This is a genomic window from Streptomyces sp. NPDC058274 (assembly GCF_042881375.1).
GTDB lineage: Bacteria > Actinomycetota > Actinomycetes > Streptomycetales > Streptomycetaceae > Streptomyces.
This window is the reverse complement of record NZ_JBHVXW010000020.1, coordinates 162,802-180,375: the sequence shown is the minus strand read 5'-3', so window position 1 is coordinate 180,375 and position 17,574 is coordinate 162,802. Positions and strand designations below refer to the sequence as shown.

The 17,574-nt window shown below is 71.7% G+C and carries 16 protein-coding genes, 1 tRNA gene and 2 pseudogenes; 8 read left to right on the top strand and 11 right to left on the bottom strand.

Annotation, left to right across the window (positions count from 1 at the left end; genetic code table 11):
* Positions 1–36: 36 nt before the first annotated feature.
* Entirely contained in the window at positions 37–825 is a 789-nt protein-coding gene (locus ACFVYF_RS31095; RefSeq protein ID WP_389460701.1) for a ferritin-like domain-containing protein, read from the bottom strand.
* Between the two features lie 226 nt (positions 826–1,051).
* Complete coding sequence (locus ACFVYF_RS31090; protein ID WP_389460699.1) at positions 1,052–2,107, bottom strand: LLM class F420-dependent oxidoreductase; 1,056 nt, start codon at positions 2,105–2,107, stop codon at positions 1,052–1,054.
* A gap of 152 nt (positions 2,108–2,259) precedes the next feature.
* Here ACFVYF_RS31090 and ACFVYF_RS31085 point away from each other — a divergent pair, with 152 nt between their 5' ends.
* Positions 2,260–3,243: an aldo/keto reductase gene (locus tag ACFVYF_RS31085; RefSeq protein WP_389460698.1), complete on the top strand. Its 984-nt coding sequence runs from the start codon at positions 2,260–2,262 to the stop codon at positions 3,241–3,243.
* Positions 3,240–5,552, top strand: coding sequence for a helix-hairpin-helix domain-containing protein (locus ACFVYF_RS31080; RefSeq protein WP_389460696.1), 2,313 nt, complete (start codon positions 3,240–3,242; stop codon positions 5,550–5,552). The genes ACFVYF_RS31085 and ACFVYF_RS31080 overlap by 4 nt, the downstream gene beginning before the upstream one ends.
* 133 nt (positions 5,553–5,685) lie before the next feature.
* On the opposite strand, the gene ACFVYF_RS31075 is transcribed toward ACFVYF_RS31080, so the two are convergent.
* Positions 5,686–6,378, bottom strand: coding sequence for a hypothetical protein (locus ACFVYF_RS31075; protein WP_389460694.1), 693 nt, complete (start codon positions 6,376–6,378; stop codon positions 5,686–5,688).
* Between the two features lie 47 nt (positions 6,379–6,425).
* On the opposite strand from ACFVYF_RS31075, the gene ACFVYF_RS31070 reads away from it, so the two are divergent.
* Positions 6,426–6,614: a DUF5703 family protein gene (locus tag ACFVYF_RS31070; RefSeq protein ID WP_389460692.1), complete on the top strand. Its 189-nt coding sequence runs from the start codon at positions 6,426–6,428 to the stop codon at positions 6,612–6,614.
* A gap of 102 nt (positions 6,615–6,716) precedes the next feature.
* On the opposite strand, the gene ACFVYF_RS31065 is transcribed toward ACFVYF_RS31070, so the two are convergent.
* From ACFVYF_RS31065 to ACFVYF_RS31055, 3 genes are all read right to left on the bottom strand, one after another.
* Complete coding sequence (locus ACFVYF_RS31065) at positions 6,717–7,517, bottom strand: chaplin (protein ID WP_389460690.1); 801 nt, start codon at positions 7,515–7,517, stop codon at positions 6,717–6,719.
* Positions 7,518–7,669: 152 nt separating this feature from the next.
* Positions 7,670–7,903, bottom strand: a complete 234-nt coding sequence (chpH, locus tag ACFVYF_RS31060) for a chaplin ChpH (protein ID WP_046256631.1) — start codon at positions 7,901–7,903, stop codon at positions 7,670–7,672.
* A gap of 180 nt (positions 7,904–8,083) precedes the next feature.
* Positions 8,084–9,409 (bottom strand): M20/M25/M40 family metallo-hydrolase, encoded by a 1,326-nt coding sequence (locus ACFVYF_RS31055; protein WP_389460688.1) that lies wholly within the window; start codon positions 9,407–9,409, stop codon positions 8,084–8,086.
* A gap of 187 nt (positions 9,410–9,596) precedes the next feature.
* Here ACFVYF_RS31055 and ACFVYF_RS31050 point away from each other — a divergent pair.
* Together ACFVYF_RS31050 and ACFVYF_RS31045 are read left to right on the top strand one after the other, a co-directional pair.
* Positions 9,597–9,681, top strand: a tRNA-Leu gene (locus ACFVYF_RS31050).
* A 94-nt stretch (positions 9,682–9,775) separates the two neighbouring features.
* The gene (locus ACFVYF_RS31045) at positions 9,776–10,192 is read left to right on the top strand and encodes a YchJ family protein (RefSeq protein WP_389460686.1); all 417 of its coding nucleotides are present in this window, start codon (positions 9,776–9,778) and stop codon (positions 10,190–10,192) included.
* A 142-nt stretch (positions 10,193–10,334) separates the two neighbouring features.
* Here the strand turns inward: ACFVYF_RS31045 and ACFVYF_RS31040 are convergent, their stop codons facing one another.
* Positions 10,335–11,036, bottom strand: a complete 702-nt coding sequence (locus ACFVYF_RS31040) for a FadR/GntR family transcriptional regulator (protein ID WP_389460684.1) — start codon at positions 11,034–11,036, stop codon at positions 10,335–10,337.
* Positions 11,037–11,166: 130 nt separating this feature from the next.
* Between ACFVYF_RS31040 and ACFVYF_RS31035 the strand changes: the two genes are divergently transcribed.
* From ACFVYF_RS31035 to ACFVYF_RS31025, 3 genes and pseudogenes are all read left to right on the top strand, one after another.
* Positions 11,167–11,694: a gluconokinase gene (locus ACFVYF_RS31035; protein WP_389460718.1), complete on the top strand. Its 528-nt coding sequence runs from the start codon at positions 11,167–11,169 to the stop codon at positions 11,692–11,694.
* Positions 11,695–11,827: 133 nt separating this feature from the next.
* Positions 11,828–13,225: a gluconate:H+ symporter gene (locus tag ACFVYF_RS31030; protein ID WP_389460682.1), complete on the top strand. Its 1,398-nt coding sequence runs from the start codon at positions 11,828–11,830 to the stop codon at positions 13,223–13,225.
* A 38-nt stretch (positions 13,226–13,263) separates the two neighbouring features.
* Positions 13,264–13,466: pseudogene (locus ACFVYF_RS31025) on the top strand (L-idonate 5-dehydrogenase); the annotation flags it as partial.
* 34 nt (positions 13,467–13,500) lie between these two features.
* Here the strand turns inward: ACFVYF_RS31025 and ACFVYF_RS31020 are convergent.
* The 4 genes and pseudogenes from ACFVYF_RS31020 to ACFVYF_RS31005 all read right to left on the bottom strand — a co-directional run.
* Positions 13,501–14,121 (bottom strand): annotated as a pseudogene (locus ACFVYF_RS31020) (cytochrome b/b6 domain-containing protein); the annotation flags it as partial.
* The gene (locus ACFVYF_RS31015; RefSeq protein WP_389460680.1) at positions 14,105–14,872 is read right to left on the bottom strand and encodes a molybdopterin-dependent oxidoreductase; all 768 of its coding nucleotides are present in this window, start codon (positions 14,870–14,872) and stop codon (positions 14,105–14,107) included. The gene ACFVYF_RS31015 and the pseudogene ACFVYF_RS31020, both read right to left, overlap by 17 nt.
* A 93-nt stretch (positions 14,873–14,965) precedes the next feature.
* Positions 14,966–16,516 carry an APC family permease gene (locus tag ACFVYF_RS31010; protein ID WP_389460678.1) on the bottom strand — a complete coding sequence of 517 codons (1,551 nt, stop codon included), beginning with the start codon at positions 16,514–16,516 and terminating at the stop codon, positions 14,966–14,968.
* 33 nt (positions 16,517–16,549) lie between these two features.
* A complete protein-coding gene (locus tag ACFVYF_RS31005; protein ID WP_389460677.1) occupies positions 16,550–17,500 on the bottom strand; it encodes a hypothetical protein in 951 nt (316 codons plus the stop codon).
* Positions 17,501–17,574: the final 74 nt, after the last annotated feature.

Below are 17,574 nucleotides of genomic sequence, written 5' to 3'. Positions count from 1 at the left end.
GCCCGGAACCATGAGGCACGCGCGCGTGGCCGTCGTTCACGCGAACTCGGGTGCCGCCTGCGCGGGCCCGCTCAACGCGCCACGGCGCTCGGGCATCCGCAGCGCGACCATCCGCCGCCAGCCCACCAGGCGCTCGTAGGCGTACACGGCGTGGATGCCCGCGGCGAGCGTCGCCGCCTTGGCTCTGGACCAGCCCAGGATGCGTCCCATGTGGTCCATCACGGCGAGGCTGACGTCACGGTAGACCCGGATCTCGGCGAGGGCGCTCTCGCGCAGTGTCCGCTGGATGGCCCGTCCGTGTCCCGCGTACGCGAAGCGCAGCAGTTCCTCGTGGCAGTAGGCGAGGTGGTTGTCCTCGTCGTTCGAGATCATCCTGACCGCGCGGCCGATGTCCGGGTCGTCGGAGAAGTGCTTGCGCAGCAGCTCCATCTGTTCGGAGGCGCGCTGTTCGGTGACCCTGCTGTGCGCGAGATAGGTGACGATGTCCTGGACGGTGAGCGGCTGGTCGTCGCTGAGCTTCTCGTGGGCGAGGCCGATCCCGTACTTCTCCAGGAGCATCGTGTAGTCGGTCTCCGGTGGGATCTCCACGGGCTGAAGGCCGCGCTTCTTCAAGAGGGCATGGAAGATCCGCCCGTGCTTGTCCTCGTCGGCGCCGTGCCGGGCGATCTTGGGGGCGAGTTCGCGTTCGCCGGGCGGTACGAGCGCGGCGATGCGCCCGTTCTCCCAGCCTCCCTGCGATTCGCCGCTGGCAGCGATGGAGCAGAAGAGCCGGAACGACTCGTCGTTGTCGAGGATCTCCTGGAACAGACTCCTGGCCGAGAGCATCTCTGCCCACCTCTCTGCGGGGCTCCGCAAAGACTGAGTCAAATGCCGTGCGGGACAAGCGGCAACACCTGCGCCGGACAACTCCGCCGAACGAAGGACGACGTGCCTGATTCAGGGGCGTAACCGAGGGCATGTGTGACGCGTTGTTCCCCGTGACGGCCGTGGCGGGGAAGACCCCCGAGCCCCCACCACGGCCGCAGAACTTTCCAGCCCCTTCCCACTGCCCTCAGGCGAGCCCGGCGCGCTCCAGGGCGTCGGAACCGGCCCGGAGCGAGGCGATCCGCTCCTCCAGCGCGAAGCCGGCGGGTGCCAGTGTCAGGGTGTTCACCCCGACCGCCGCGTAGGCCTTCATCCGGTCCGCGATGCGGTCGACGGAACCGAGCAGGGTCGTCTGGTCGATCAGCTGATGCGGTACGGCGGCGGCCGCGCCCTCCTTGTCGCCGGACAGGTACTTGTCCTGGATCTCGGCGGCCTCCTTCTCGTATCCCATGCGCTGGGCGAGCTGGTTGTAGAAGTTCTGCTTCCGGCTGCCCATCCCGCCGACGTACAGGGCGGTGTACGGGCGGAACATGTCGGCGAGGCCGGTAACGTTCTTGTCGTCGCCGAGCGCGAGCGGGAGCGTCGGGCAGACGTCGAAGCCCTCCATGGTCCTGCCGGCCTTCTCGCGGCCCGCACGCAGATGCGTGAGCGCCGTGTCCTCCAGGTGCTCGGCCGACGGGAAGATCAGCAGCGCGCCGTCGGCGATCTCGCCGGTCTGCTCCAGGTTCTTGGGGCCGATCGCCGCGATGTACAGCGGGATGTGCTCGCGCTCCGGGTGCACGGTCAGCTTGAGCGGCTTGCCCGGGCCGTCGGGCAGCGGCAGCGTCCAGTGAGCGCCCTCGTACGAGAGGCGCTCGCGGGTCATTGCCTTGCGGACGATCTCGACGTACTCACGGGTGCGCGACAGCGGCTTGTCGAACTTGACGCCGTACCAGCCCTCGGAGACCTGCGGGCCGGAGACGCCGAGGCCGAGGCGGAAGCGGCCGCCGGAGAGCGAGTCGAGGGTCGCCGCGGTCATCGCCGTCATCGCGGGCTGGCGGGCCGGGATCTGGAAGATGGCCGAGCCGACGTCGATGCGCTCGGTCCTGGCGGCGACCCAGCTGAGCACGGTGGCCGCGTCGGAGCCGTAGGCCTCGGCGGCCCAGCAGACCGCGTATCCGAGCCGGTCGGCCTCTTGGGCGACGGCGAGATTGTCCGCGTCCATTCCGGCGCCCCAGTAGCCGAGGTTGATCCCGAGCTGCATGGCCGATTCCCCTTACCGATCAGTAACGTCCCTTGTGCCGGAGACACTAGCGCGCTGGTGGGCGCGGCGGCAGGGACAGGTCCCGGGCTGCGTGAAGCGGGTTGTCCACAGGGCCCCCGCGCACCGAGTTCCGGCCAGTAATCTCGGCGTCCATGGAGCAGAGGCATCTCGGCCGTACCGGCCTGCGTGTGTCCCGGATCGGGCTCGGCACCCTGACGTGGGGCCGGGACACCGATGAGCATGACGCCGCCGGGCTGTTGAAGGCGTTCTGGGAAGCGGGCGGGACCCTCGTCGACACCGCCGACGTGTACGGGGACGGGGAGGCCGAGTATCTGCTCGGACAGCTGATAGAAGGCCTGGTCCCGCGCCGGGACCTGGTCATTTCCACGAAGGCGGGCAGCGTGCCTGACCCGGACCGGCGCTTCGACGGCTCGCGCGGACATCTGCTGTCCGCGCTGGACGCCTCGCTCCAGCGCCTGGGCACGGACTACGTCGACCTGTGGCACGTGCACGCCTTCGACCCGCGGACCCCGCTGGACGAGACCCTGCAGGCCCTCGACCTGGCGGTCAGCAGCGGGCGGGCGCGGTATGCGGGAGTCTCCAACTTCTGCGGGTGGCAGCTCGCCAAGGCGGCCACCTGGCAGCTCGCGGCACCGGGCATGCGCACCCGGCTGGCCAGTACGCAGATGGAGTACTCCCTGCTCCAGCGCGGTGTCGAGCGGGAGGTGCTGCCGGCCGCCCTCGATCTGGGCGTCGGGCTGCTGCCCTCCTCCCCGCTGGGAAGAGGCGTGCTCACGGGCAAGTACCGCCATGGGACGCCCGCCGACTCCCGCGGCGGCTCGGAGCACCTCGCGCCCTTCGTCGCGCCCTATCTGGACGACGCCGCCTGCAGCATCGTGGACGCGGTGCAGACCGCCGCCGACGGGCTCGCGGTGACCCCGCTCCAGGTCGCGCTCGCGTGGGTCCGCGACCGTCCGGGCGTCGCCGCCCCCATCATCGGCGCGCGCAACGCGCAGCAGCTCACGGCGGCATTGTCAGTGGAGACCCTTAGTCTTCCTGACGAGATCTGCCGGGCGCTCGACGACGTGTCAGCACCGGTGCACCACTATCCCGATCACGACTGGAGCACGCTGTGAGCACGGAGCCCGAGACCACGGAGGACGCGGAGCCGGGCACCCCGGGCGCGGGCATGGAGGACGTCGCTCCCGAGACCCAGGCGGGGCCGGAGGACACGTCCGGTCCCGGTGCCTCGGCCGCGGGGTCGGACGCCGAGGCCCCGGCCGAGGGGACGGACGCGGAAGTCGGCGCCGATACGTCGGCCACGGGGGCGGACCCCGTGGGTGGCACAGAGAGCGGCACCGAGTCGGCAGCCGAGGCGCCAGGCACGGGGGCCGCGACCGACGAGGCCGCCGCGGCGGCCGAGCTGTCCGAGGCCGAGGCCGAGTTGGCGGCCCAGCGTGAGCTGCGGGAGCGGATCGAGCGGCGGAAGGCCGAGAAGCAGGGGCCGATCGCGGCGGGGGCGAAGCTCAGCGGGACGGCCGCCGATCTGCTGGCGGCGGTGCGCGCCGTGGAGAGCGGCGAGAAGCCCGTGGCAACGCCCTTCCGGGAGCCGGAGCCGGCACCGCGCAGGTCGGCGCCCGAGCCGGTGCGGCGCCCGGAGCCCGTCGCGTCGGCGGCCGGTGCACCGGCCGCCGAGACCGTCGACGCCGTGCGGTCGGTACTGACCGAGGGCGGCGCCCCCGAGGTACTCGCGCCCCAGGCCGCCGCCGCCCTGGGCGAGGGTGCGGACGGACAACTGCGTGCGGATCCCTGGCAGTTGCTGCGGATCGCCGGAGTGCGGCCGGAACAGGCCGACGGGTTCGCGCGGGCCCTGCTCGGCGCGGAGTGCGGTCCCGACGACGAGCGGCGCGGCCGGGCGCTCACGGTCTGGCTGCTGGAGCAGGCGGCCGTCGCCGGGCACACCGCCCTGGACGCCTCCGCCCTCACCGCGGCGCTCACCCAGCGCACGGTCCCCGACCCGGACGCGGCCGTGCAGAGCGCGCTCGCGGAGGGCGACGTGCTGGTCTTCCAGGACGCCCTCGAAACGGCCGCTCCCGCGCGGGAGTCCGAGGACGCGACGGAGGAGCCGGAGGAGCGCCCGGTCCGCGTCCTCATCGGCCTGGAGCGGTATGCCCTCGCCGAGGAGAGCCTCGCCGACGGACTCGCCCGGGTGGTCAACGCGGTGCCCAAGGAGTCCGCCGCGGACTGGGAGTCGGCCGCCGCCTCGGCGTCCCGTTCCGCCGCGGAGCTGCTGCGCGCCGTCGCGGGCCACGGACTCGTGCTGCACACGGGCGGCGAGGCGTCCCGCGCGGAGGTGGCGGAGCTGATCACCGCGGCCGGGGCAGCCGGCCTGCGGGCGTACGCGGCCGCGCCCACGGCGGACGGCCGCGACCGCCTCGCCGCGTTCCTCACGGCGCGGCAGGACGAGACCCCGGGCACCGGCGTAGCCGATTCCGTCGTCACCGTCGCCGGTCTGCTCTCCGGCGCCGAAGGACCGGGCCGGGACGCGGAGGGAGCGTTCGGTCTCGACCTCCTGGTCCTTCTCGACGCCCCGCAGCTCGACGTCGAGGCCGCGGCCGTACTCGTCGAGTCCCTGCCCGACGGCGCCCGGCTGGTGCTGAGCGGCGACCCCGGTGTCCTGTGGTCGGCCGGGCCCGGCCGGGTCTTCGCGGATCTGCTCGCCGCCCGGGTCTGCCCGCAGGCCGCCTCGCGCACCCCGGACCCCGGCCCCCTCGGGGAGCTGGTCTCCGGGATCGGCATCGGCGAGCTGACCCAGGTCGAGGCGCCCGGCAAGGAGGTCGTGATCGTCCCGGTGCGGGACGCCGGCGAGGCGGTGCACCGCACCGTGCAGCTCGTCGCGGACTCGGTGCCCCGGGCCATCGGCATCCCGCCCGAGCAGACGCAGGTGATCACACCGGGACACGGCGGGGCGGCCGGCACGCGCGCGTTGAACGCCGCCCTCAAGGAGCGGCTCAACCCCGGCCCGGGCCGCTTCGGCGGCTTCGACCCGGGCGACCGGATCGCCTACTCCCCCGCGCCGGGGCGTTCGGTGCCGGGACGGGTCGTGACGGCCGACGCGGAGGGGCTGCACCTGGAGTGCGCCGGCGTCCCCGTCGTCGTACCGAAGGAGCGGGTGGAGCAGTCCGTGCGGCACGGGTGGGCGCTGACCGCGCACCAGGCGGTCGGGTACCGGTGGCCCGCGGCCGTGGTGGTCCTGCCGGGCGACGCCGCGCAGGCCCTCACGCGGCCCTGGGTGTACACGGCCTTCGGCCGGGCCGCGCGCCATCTGTCGGTCGTCCACGGCGTGGAGCAGGCCCTGCCGAAGGCAGTGGCGGAGGTCCCGCAGAAGCCGCGTACGACCCGTCTGCCGGCGCTGCTCAAGGCGCAGGTCCCGACGGCCGGTTGAGCCGCGCCCGCACCCGCGGAACACGCGGAGGTGGCGGTCACCGGTAGTCCGGTGACCGCCACCTCATCGTCGCTCGGCGCGCTCGGCGAGCGGGCCCTGCGCCCCGGCCGGTGATCCGGAGGGGCGGCCCGGCTCAGCGATCGGCGTCCAGCGGCTCCAGGTCCTCGTCGTCGTCCAGATCCGCGGTGAGCTCGGGATCGTCCTCCAGGTCGTCGTCGGCGTCCTCGTCGAAGACCGCGCTGACGTCGAAGCGGCAGACGATGCGCTGCGCGTCCGCCTGCTCGAAGGGCGCCTCCAGCCATTCGCCCGGTTCCGCCGGTTCGTCCGCGGCCGTCACCCAGAGGGTGGAGTCGCCTTCCTCCAGCCCGAATTCCTTGTGCCGGGACGCGATCTCGTCCGGCTCGAATTCCCCGAACAGCAGACCAAGGGCTCCGTGGACCGTCCGGGAGGCCGTGCTCTCGACACCGGAGTCCTCCTCCACGGCCTCGATCCGCTGAGCCTGGGCCAGCAGCCGCTGCGGCTCCACCACCGCGTAGTCCCGGCGAATCAGCACGGTCAGCGCGTTCGGCTCCTCGGGGCCCGTGTAGGGCGGCAGTGAGTCCTCCGTACCGGGGATTTCGAAGGGGGTGACCTCGTCATAGCGGTCGTAGAGCAGTTCGTCGTACTCCTCGGCCGCCGCGGCGAGCTCGTTGAACGCCTCGTACACGGCCGGGTCGTCCTCGCCCGTCCTGCGCTCGACCGCGGCCAGGTGGCGGTCGAGGGCGGTCTTGACCGCCTCGGCGGCGGCACGTACCTCGGCAGCGGTGGGCTGCGCAGCATCAGACATAGTGCAGACGCTATCCGTACACAGCCTCTGCCCGCACAATAGATGCGATGCCGGAATACGAATTTGTCAACGTGTATGTGCCGCGCGGGGTCTCCCGCAAGGAAACCACACGGCTGCTGACAGACCATGCGGAGTACGGACACTGGGAGTTGGACCGCCTGAGCCTGCATCCCGACGGCAGCCGCAGGGTGCGGTTGCGCCGGCGGATCATCCGCCAGGTGCGGGCCACGTGGTGAGCGAAGACGGCTGAAACGGAGCGGGCCCCACCAGCGCGGGGCCCGCTCCGTTCGACACGCCACTGGGGAAGTTTGTGGCGTCATGGTCCGACTTGAGGCGTTTTACGCGGCCGAGCGGGCCCTGCGGTAGAGCAGCGCGCCGCCGAGCAGTGCCCCCGCGCCCGCCGGGACGAGCAGACCCATCGGCAGGTCACTGCCGGTGTGGGCGAGCTGCGCGCCGCCCCTGGGCTGGGCCACGGACTGCGCGCCCGGGTGGTTGACGTTCGAGGCGCCGCCGGGGGTCTGGCCGCCCCCGCCGCGCGGGGTGCCCGGCCCGCCGGGGTGACCGGGCTCACCGGGGTGACCCGGCTGACCCGGGTGCCCGGGGTGGTTACCCGGCTCGCCGGGGTGTCCCGGCTGCCACGGCTTGCCCGGAGACGGCGTCCCGTGACCGCCGCCGGGCGGCGTGGTGGAGTGCGCGCCACCCGGTCCGTTCCCGCACGCGTTGGCCGCCGCGGGGTTGCCCACTCCGCCCACGTTCACACTGTTGCCGCAGACGTTGACCGGTACGTCGACCGGCACCTGCACATGGTTGCCCGAGCCGACGCCCGGCGAGCCACCGGTGTGCCCCCCGGCGTGCGAGCCACCGCCCCCGTGGCTCCCGGACGAACCGCTGCCGCCCCCCTGGTTGGCGCACTTGTTTCCCGCGGCCGGGCTGAGCAGCCCGACGACGTTCACGGTGTTGCCGCAGACGTTGACCGGCGCATGCACCGGCGCCTGCACCGTGTTGCCCGACAACACGCCGGGCGAGTCCGAACTGGAGCCGCTCGCACCCGAGTCGGCGTGTGCGTAACCGCCCGCGGCAGCGAGTACGCCGGTCGCGGCCGCCACCGTCATCAGGCCCTTGCGGGTGACCTGTCGCATTGCTGATACCTGCCTTCGACCTTGCCTTGGACCTTCCGGAACGCGCCCGCACAGCGGATGTGAGGGCGCGGAAAGCCCGGTCGGCCCCGGAGCGCATGGCACGCACTCCGGGGCCGACGGGGACTCAGAGCCTCATGGGGTGAGGCACAACGTCACTTGTTGATGCAGGTGTTGCCGAAGGCGGGGTTCAGCAGCCCGATCACGGAGACCGTGTTGCCGCAGACGTTCACCGGGATGTGAACCGGCACCTGAACGACGTTGCCGGACAGGACGCCCGGGGAGTGCACCGCGGCACCCTGGGCACCCGAGTCGGCGACGGCCAGGCCCGCACCCGCGAGAACCAGACCACCAGTGGCAGCCGCAGCAGCGACGACCTTCTTGATCATTATTCCTCCTTGTTGGCAAAGCGATCCAAGCCTCGGACCGCACCACCTGTAACGAGGAAGGAGTAATGGAGCTACGAGCTTATGGTCGCATTCACTCTTCTCAGTCAACTCCGTACGCGCTGGCGATTATTGGAGTGTCGTTTTACCGGTTCAATTCAGGACGGACTTCCGGCCGTGCGGTCAGGACGCCTCGATGAAGCGGTCGAGCACCCGGACGCCGAACTTCAGGGCATCGACCGGCACCCGCTCGTCGACCCCGTGGAACATGCCCGCGAAGTCCAGCTCCGGCGGCAGCTTCAGGGGCGCGAAGCCGAAGCAGCGGATGCCGAGGTCGGCGAAGGACTTGGCGTCGGTGCCGGCCGAGAGCATGTACGGCACGGCCCGGGCGATCGGGTCCTCGGCGGACAGCGCGGTCTGCATGGCGTCGACCAGCGCCCCGTCGAAGGTGGTCTCCAGCGCCTTGTCGGCGTGCACGTCCTCGCGCTTCACCCGCGGGCCGAGGATCCGGTCCAGATCGGCGAGGAATTCCTCCTCGTAGCCCGGCAGATAGCGGGCGTCGACATGCGCGGTGGCCTGCCCCGGAATCACGTTGACCTTGTAACCGGCGCCCAGCTGGGTCGGGTTGGCGGTGTTCTGCAGGGAGGCGCCGATCAGTTTGGCGATGCCGCCGAGCTTGGCGAGTGTCTCGTCCATGTTCTCCGGGTCGAGCTCGGTGCCGAGGGCGTCACCGAGTTCGTCGAGGAAGTGCCGCAGCGTCTTGGTCACCCGGACCGGGAACTTGTGCCGGCCGAGGCGTCCGACGGCCTCCGACAGCTCGGTGATGGCGTTGTCGCGGTGGATCATCGATCCGTGCCCGGCGGTGCCGTCCACCGTCAGCTTCATCCAGTGCATGCCCTTCTGGGCGGTCTCGATGAGATACAGCCGCAGCTTCTCGTTGACCGTGAAGGAGAACCCGCCGACCTCGCCGATGGCCTCGGTGACGCCCTCGAAGAGGTCCGGGTGCTTGTCGACCAGGTGCCGCGCACCCCACGTACCGCCCGCCTCCTCGTCCGCGAGGAAGGCCAGGACGATGTCGCGCGGGGGCTTGCGGCCGGTGCGCAGCCGGTCACGCACGACCGCGAGGGTCATCGCGTCCATGTCCTTCATGTCGACCGCGCCCCGGCCCCACACACAGCCGTCCGCGATCTCGCCGGAGAACGGGTGGTGGGTCCAGTCCTGCGCGTTGGCCGGTACGACATCGGTGTGGCCGTGGATGAGCAGCGCGGGCCGGGAGCGGTCCTCGCCCTCGATGCGCGCCACCGTGGAGGCGCGGCCCTGGTGCGACTCGAAGATCTGCGGCTCCAGGCCCACCTCGGCGAGCTTCTCGGCGACGTACTCGGCGGCCTTGCGCTCACCCGGTCCCGAGTGGTCTCCGTAGTTGCTGGTGTCGATCCGGATCAGCTCGCGACAGAGGTCGACGACCTCGTCCTCGCCAGAGACGCCCCTGGCCGTGTTCGACTCGCTCACGCTGCTTCCTCCCACTGTCACTGCTGGTGGTCCCCCTCATCCTCTCTCCGACACCCCGTGCACCCCAAGGCCGGTCCCGGCCCGTCACACGCCGTTCACGCGGGCACGGGGGGTGATCAGGCGCCCTCCGGAGCCTGGTAATGTTTTCTCTGTCGCCGCGAGGGAAACCCCGCGCGACAGACACCTTGTCCGGGTGGCGGAATGGCAGACGCGCTAGCTTGAGGTGCTAGTGCCCTTTATCGGGCGTGGGGGTTCAAGTCCCCCCTCGGACACAGATCGAATGGCTCCTCGCTCGCGAGGGGCCATTCGTCGTTCCGGGCCCGGCCCCGCGCGAGGCGTCCGGGCCGCTCGCGCACAATGGTGGTCATGTCCCGACGCACCTCACGCCCCCCGCGGCAGACCGCCGCCGGCACGCCCGCCGGCTGCCCCTGCGGCCTGGCGGAGACCTACGCCGCGTGCTGCGGCCGCTTCCACCGCGGCGAGAGTGCGGCGCCCACCGCGGAGGCGCTGATGCGCTCGCGCTACAGCGCGTTCGTGCAGCGGGACGAGGCGTACCTGCTGCGGACGTGGCATCCGCGGACGCGGCCGCCCCGGGTGGAGTTCGAGCCGGGGACGCGGTGGACGGGACTGGCGATCGTCGCGACGGGCGAGGGCTCCGCCTTCCACTCCACCGGGACCGTGACCTTCCGGGCCTCATACCGGGGCGGCTCGCTGCACGAACGGAGCCGGTTCGAGCGGGTCGACGGGGCGTGGGTGTACGTCGACGGGGAGTTCCTCGACTAGGACCTGTCCGGCCGTCACAGCGAAGCCGGGTTCGACCAGGACCTGTCCGGCCGGTCACGGCGGAGACGGGTCCTGACCAGTTCGCCGTACGCGGCCGGTCACGGCGGAGACGGGTCCTGACCGGTCCGGCGTACGAGGCCGGTCACGGGGCCAGGACGTCGAGTTCCTGGAGTGCGCCGACCGTGATCTCGCGGGTGAGTTCCTCGGCGCGGGCGGCGTCGCCCGCGCGGACCGCCTCGGCGACCCGGACGTGGAGCGTGACGGCGGCGGGGTCGGGGTCCTCGAACATGACCTCGTGGTGGGTGCGGCCCGCCAGGACCTCGGCGACGACGTCACCGAGCCGGGCGAACATCTCGTTGCCCGAGGCGTCGAGGATCACCCGGTGGAAGGCCACGTCGTGGACGAGATATCCCTCCAGCTGATGGCCGCGTGAGGTGGAGACCATGCCGAGGGCGCACTCGGTGAGCGCGGCGCACTGCTCCGCCGTGGCGTACCGGGCGGCCAGGCCCGCGGCGATCGGCTCGACGGCCGAGCGCAGCACGGTGAGCGAGCGCAGCTGGTGGGGGCGGTCGGCGCCGGCCAGGCGCCACCGGATGACCTGCGGGTCGTAGACGTTCCACTCGGCCTTGGGGCGGACCGTCACGCCGACGCGGCGGCGGGACTCGACGAGGTGCATGGATTCGAGCACCCGGACCGCCTCGCGCATCACGGAGCGTGACACCTCGAAGCGCTGCGCGAGTTCGTCGGTGCGCAGCACGCTGCCCGGCGGGTACCCGCCCGCGGTGATCGCCGGCCCGAGGGTGTCCAGTACCCGTCCGTGCAGCCCCCGGCCCCGTGTGGTCATGGAGTCAGCGTACGAGGCTTCGAACGAGAAGAAAAAGTCAGACTTATATGTCACAGCCTCTTGAATTCGTCGTACCTAATGGGTTTCAGTGGCGTCGACATCAGAGGTCGACGAAGACAGCGAGAGCACGATGCAGCACAGGCGCACCCCTCATGTGGTCGTGGTCATGGGCGTGGCGGGCACCGGCAAGACCACCATCGGTCCCCTGCTCGCGGCCCGGCTCGGCGTTCCGTACGCCGAGGGCGACGACTTCCACCCGCAGGCCAACATCGCCAAGATGACGGCCGGGACGCCGCTGACCGACGAGGACCGTCTGCCGTGGCTGGACGCGATCGGCGCCTGGGCGCACGACCGGGCCGGACTCGGCGGTGTGGTCAGCAGCTCGGCGCTGAAGCGTGTCTATCGCGACCGGCTGCGGGCTGCCGCGCCCGGCGCTGTCTTCCTCCACCTCACCGGTGACCGCCGGCTCATCGAGGACCGGATGTCGCACCGGCAGGGGCACTTCATGCCGACCGCGCTGCTGGACTCCCAGTTCGCCACCCTCCAGCCTCTTGAGGCGGACGAGGCGGGCGTCGGCGTGGACGTCTCCGGCAGCCCGGCCGAGATCACCGAACGGGCCGTGGCAGCTCTCGACGACCTGCCCGATCCCGTCCGGTAGCAGCGTTTCCTCGCAGTAACCGGCACCTGGCGCCGGGCGGCAGACCCGCTCGCCCGCTCCGCCGGCACCTCCCCCGGGCTCTCGCAGTGGCTCCGGGAAATCCCCGAACATCCCGTACACGCAAGGGAAAACCGTGACCAGACTCAGCGTCGAGATGCTGGCAGCGGACACCGTCGAGCCGATCACCTCGGCGGGCCATGTTCAGCTGGGCATCGCCGTCCTGGCGGGCATCGCCGTCATCGTCCTGCTCATCACCAAGTTCAAGCTGCACGCCTTCCTGGCCCTGACCATCGGCTCGCTCGCGCTCGGCGCGTTCGCCGGGGCCCCGCTCGACAAGGCCATCGTCAGCTTCACGACCGGCCTCGGCTCCACCGTCGCCGGTGTGGGCGTCCTGATCGCGCTGGGCGCGATCCTCGGCAAGCTGCTGGCCGACTCCGGCGGTGCCGACCAGATCGTCGACACGATCCTCGCGAAGGCAGGCGGGCGGGCCATGCCGTGGGCGATGGTGCTGATCGCCTCCGTGATCGGGCTGCCGCTGTTCTTCGAGGTCGGCATCGTCCTGCTGATCCCCGTGGTGCTGATGGTCGCCAAGCGCGGCAACTACTCGCTGATGCGCATCGGCATCCCGGCCCTGGCCGGTCTGTCCGTGATGCACGGCCTGATCCCGCCGCACCCCGGCCCGCTGGTCGCGATCGACGCGGTCGGGGCCAACCTCGGCATCACGCTCGCGCTGGGGGTACTGGTCGCCATCCCGACCGTGATCATCGCGGGTCCGGTCTTCTCGAAGTACGCGGCCCGCTGGGTGGACGTGCCGGCCCCGGACCGGATGATCCCGGCCCGCGCCTCCGAGGAACTGGAGAAGCGTCCCGGCTTCGGCGCCACCCTCGCCACGATGCTGCTGCCGGTCGTGCTGATGCTGGCCAAGGCGCTCGTGGACATCGTCGTGGACGACCCGAAGCACATGGTGCAGCGCGTCTTCGACGTCATCGGCTCACCGCTGGTCGCGCTGCTCGCGGCGGTGATCGTCGGCATGTTCACGCTGGGCCGGGCGGCGGGCTTCACCAAGGAGCGGCTGTCGACGACTGTCGAGAAGTCTCTGGCCCCGATCGCCGGGATCCTGCTGATCGTGGGAGCGGGCGGCGGCTTCAAGCAGACGCTGATCGACTCCGGTGTGGGCCAGATGATCCTGGACATCTCCAAGGACTGGTCGATTCCCGCTCTGCTCCTGGCCTGGCTGATCGCGGTGGCGATCCGGCTCGCGACGGGCTCGGCGACCGTCGCCACCATCTCCGCGGCCGGTCTCGTCGCACCGCTCGCGGCCGACATGTCGACCACGCACACCGCCCTCCTGGTGCTGGCGATCGGCGCGGGCTCGCTCTTCTTCAGCCATGTCAACGACGCCGGGTTCTGGCTGGTCAAGGAGTACTTCGGACTGAGCGTCGGCGAGACCCTGAAGACCTGGTCGGTCATGGAGACGATCATCTCGGTGGTGGCCGGCGGGCTGGTCCTGCTGCTGTCCCTCGTGATCTAGGGAGTGCCCGCAGCGTCCCGTTGGCCGCCGACGACCGCGCGGGCAACCTCGTGGTCAGCCGTGAGATCGAGCTCCGTGGCGGGTTCCGCTTCGACACGGAGTTCGACGGCGCGATCGCGCTGCTCGCGGCGGAGCCCGCATCGACGCGCTGATCAGCGCGGTGGTGCCTCTTCGGGAGGCGGAGCCGGCGTTCGCGCCGGCCGCGGACCGGGGTCGTTCGTGCGAGGTGCTGCCGGACTTCGCGGCGTGGCCTCCGCGTCGGACGGGTCGGGGTGCGGCCGCCAGAGTGCGTGCTCGCGCTCCGCCCAGTCGCGGCTCACGGATCCGGTGCGCAGACCCCGGCGGGACTCCGGGTCGGCGAGGGCCATGCCGATGTGGCCGGCCAGGACGACACCGACGGTCAGCGCGAGCCAGTCGTGGACGAAGGTGGCCGAGGTACGCCACATCAGGGGCGTGAGGTGGGTGAACCACATCAGGAGGCCGGTGCCGAGCATGACCAGGCTCGCGCCGGCGATCCAGGCCGCGTAGGTCTTCTGGCCCGCGTTGAACTTGCCCGCGGGGCGGGAGGAAGGGCGGGCGTCGCGGCGCAGCGCCGCCCGCAGCCACGTACGGTCGTGCGGGCCCCAGCGGTTGAGGCGGCCGAGGTCGGCGCGGAACGCGCGGGAGGCCAGGCCGGCCAGGACCGGTACGGGCAGCAGCAGGCCCGCCCACTCGTGCACCCGCACCACGAGCTCACGCCGGCCGACGAGCTCCGCGAAGGTCGGCAGGTAGAGGCAGGCCGCGGTCACCACACAGACGCCCATCAGCGCGGCCGTGCTGCGGTGCACCCAGCGCTCGGCGGGGGTGAAGCGGCGGACGCGCGCGGCGAGGGCCGGGGCGTCAACTCGTAGGTTCATCGTCGCGTCCGTTCGAGCGGCCGACCCACGCGTCGACGTCGTAGCCCCGGTCCTCCCAGTAACCGGGACGGACGTCCTCGGTGACCGTGATGCCCGAGAGCCACTTGGCGGACTTGTAGAAGTACATGGGCGCCACGTACAGGCGGACCGGGCCGCCGTGGTTGTGGCCGAGGTTCTTGTCCTGCATGCGCAGGGCCACCAGGACGTCCCGGCGGCGGGCCTGGTCGAGCGTGAGGCTCTCGGTGTAGGCACCGTCGAAGCAGGTGAAGCGGATCGCGCCGGCCGACGGGCGTACTCCCGCGAGGTCCAGGAGCCGGGAGAGCCGGACTCCTTCGAAGGGGGTGCCGGGCACTCGCCAGCCCGTCACGCACTGGACGTCGTGCACCAGCCGGGTCTGCGGCAGGGCGCGCAGGTCGGCGAGGGTGTAACTCTTCGGGTGGTCGACCAGGCCGTCGATCGTGAGGCGGTAGTCCGTCGCGTTCTTGTGCGGGACCGACGAGGTCACCGAGTAGTAGCGGAAGCCGCCGCCGTTGGGGAGCAGGCCGGTCAGGCCGGTGGGGTCCTTGTCGGCGGCGCCGCCGAGGAAGCCCTCCATACCGCGCTGGAGTACCGGCGCGGTCACCACGCCCAGCGCGCCGAGACCGAGCGTGCCGAGCAGGACGCGCCGTCCGATGGGGGTTCCCCGCTCTTCCGGTGGCGTTTCCCGGCCTTCCGGTGGAGCTTCCCGGTCCTCGGGTCGTTCAGAGTTCACCTACTGATTCCAACACCCGTGACCCCCATCCGGCCAGGGCTCACGGGTGTCCGTCAGAATTCGGTAACCAGTCGTCCGCAGCGACGCGCTTCCTCAGGAAGCCGTCTCCGCCGCCTTGTCCAGCTGGAAAGCCTCGTTGCCCAGCCCGATCCGGGCGTGCGCCTCGGGCTTGCGCGAGCGCAGGACCAGTCCCTGGACCAGGCCGAGGACCAGGGCGGCCCCGATGATGCCGGGCAGCGCCCAGCTCAGTGCGGAGTCCGGCCCCGCGCCGACGAGCAGGTCGAAGTCCTTGACGGTGTAGCCGGCGATCACGAGGAGCGCGACGCCGGCGATCACGGAGGTGGCGAGCCGCCAGGCCTGGGCCCGGGCGGCGCCGCGCCGGACGAAGAAGACGATCACGGAGAGCGAGGCGGCCGCCATCAGCAGGATGACGCCGAGCGCGCCGACGTTGCCGCCCCAGGTGAACAGGTGCAGCACGGGTGCGGTCGGGTCCCCGGCCGGCTTGTCGTCGGCCACCGCGAAGGCGATCACGATGACCACGGACACGATCGTCTGGAGCAGCGAGCCCGTGCCGGGAGCGCCGCTCGCTCCGGTGGTACGGCCGAAGGCGGCCGGCAGCAGGCCCTCACGGCCCATGGCGAAGGCGTACCGCGCGACGACGTTGTGGAAGCTGAGCATCGCCGCGAACATGCCGGTCACGAACAGGACGTGCAGGACGTCCGTGAACGTACCGCCGAGCCGGGATTCGGTGAGGTTGAACAGCAGGCCCGCGCTCTGCTTCTGCGAGGCACCGACGATTCCCGAGGGTCCCGCGGCCACGGTGAGGGCCCAGCAGCTGAGCGCGAAGAACACGGCGACGCCGGCGACCGCGAAGAACATCACGCGCGGGACCAGAATGTGCGGCCTGCTGGTCTCCTCGGCGTACACGGGGGCCTGCTCGAAGCCGAGGAAGGCCGCGATGCAGAAGCAGAGCGCGGTGCCGACGCCCGCGCCGGTCAGCGTGTCCGGGTTGAAGGCGTGCAGCGACAGGCCCTCCTTGGCGGGGTCGGCGACAGCCGCGATGTCGAAGATGACGACGAGCGCCACCTCGACGATCAGCAGCACGCCGAGCACCCGCGCGTTCACGTCGATCTTCAGCCAGGCGAGCCCGCCGACGATCAGCGCGGCCAGCAACGCGGGTATCCACCAGGCGATCTCGAGGTCGAGGTAGGTGGCGCAGAGCCCCGAGACCTCGAAGCCGAAGATGCCGTAGATGCCGACCTGGAGCGCGCTGTAGGCGACCAGCGCGACCAGTGCGGCGCCCGCGCCCGCGGTGCCGCCGAGGCCGCGGGAGATGTACGCGTAGAAGGCGCCGGCGTTGTGGACGTGGCGGCTCATCTCGGCGTATCCGAAGGAGAAGAGAGCCAGCACCACACCGAGGATGACGAAGAGCAGCGGCTGCCCGACGATCCCCATCACTCCGAATGTGGTGGGCATGACACCCGCAACGACCATGAGGGGCGCGGTCGCGGCCAGCACGGACAGCAGGAGGCCCGCCGTGCCGAGCCGGCCGGCACGCAGCGCGCGGTCCTGCCCCTTGAAGGTGCTGATGCCGGATTCCGCGGTGGTTCTGCTGCGGCTCGTGCTCGAACTGCCCGTCGTCATGGCGGGGTTGTCCTCTCGGATGATGGCGGTCGGTCAGGCCGTGCCCAGCGCGCTCTCGCGTGCGGCACGGAAGGCTTTGTACGGGTCCCGGTCCGGATACGACCACGGCGCCGGGGTGGCATGCGGACCGATCCGGTGGAAGAGGGCGGCCGCCTCGGCGCCCCGGCCCTCGCAGAACTTGGCGTGGGCGAGGAAGTTCAGGTCGACCAGGCGGCGCGGGTGGTCGTCGTGCTCCCACTCCAGCCACCAGTCGAAGGCGGTCTTCATCACCTGGCGGGCGCGGCGCCCCACCCAGTGCCCGGAGGCGACCGGGTCGGCGGGCTCCACGCCGGCGGCGGCCAGCACGCGGTAGCGCTCGGCGTGCGCGACCACCGGGAGGATCGCCAACGGCGAGTCGGCGGGCGCCTGTTCCGCGGCCCAGTTGGCGAAGTCGTAGACCTCGTGCAGCGGGTCCTGGCCCGCGTCGGCCCGGCGCTCGGCGAGCCGGGCCACCATCAGATGGTGGGCGTGATGGTGGTCGGGGTAGCGGTGGCGGACCTCGTCGAAGAGCTGGACGACGTCCTCCTCGCTGCCGATCGAGCGCTCCAGCATCAGCAGAGCGAGCCACGGGGTGGGGTCGGCGGGCGCGAGCGCGGCCGCGTGCCGGCCTGCCTCGCGGGCCCGGTCGGGACGCTCCTTGCCGTCCAGCGCGCGCTGGACGGTGGCGCAGGCGAGCAGCACGGAGGCGCAGGCCGAATCGGGTTCGGCGAGCAGCCAGTCGCGGGACCAGGCCAGCGCGGTGGACTCCCGCGCGAGCACGGTGACGCGGTGGCCGCGACGGTCCCAGTCCTCTCCCGTCGCGGCGAGCAGCGAGCGGACGGCCGTCCACCGGCCCTGTGCCAATGCGCTGCGAGCGGCGACGAGTTCGGCGTCGTCGAGCGCCGCGTCGAAGGCCTGTGCCGCGCGCTTGCGGCCACGGCCCAGGGGTGGCGGGGGTGGGGCCACGCGGGTGGTCCTTATGTGGATTGGTCCGTACGAAGCGGCCCGTCAGAGCCCGATCACGCACAGCAAACCCGCAG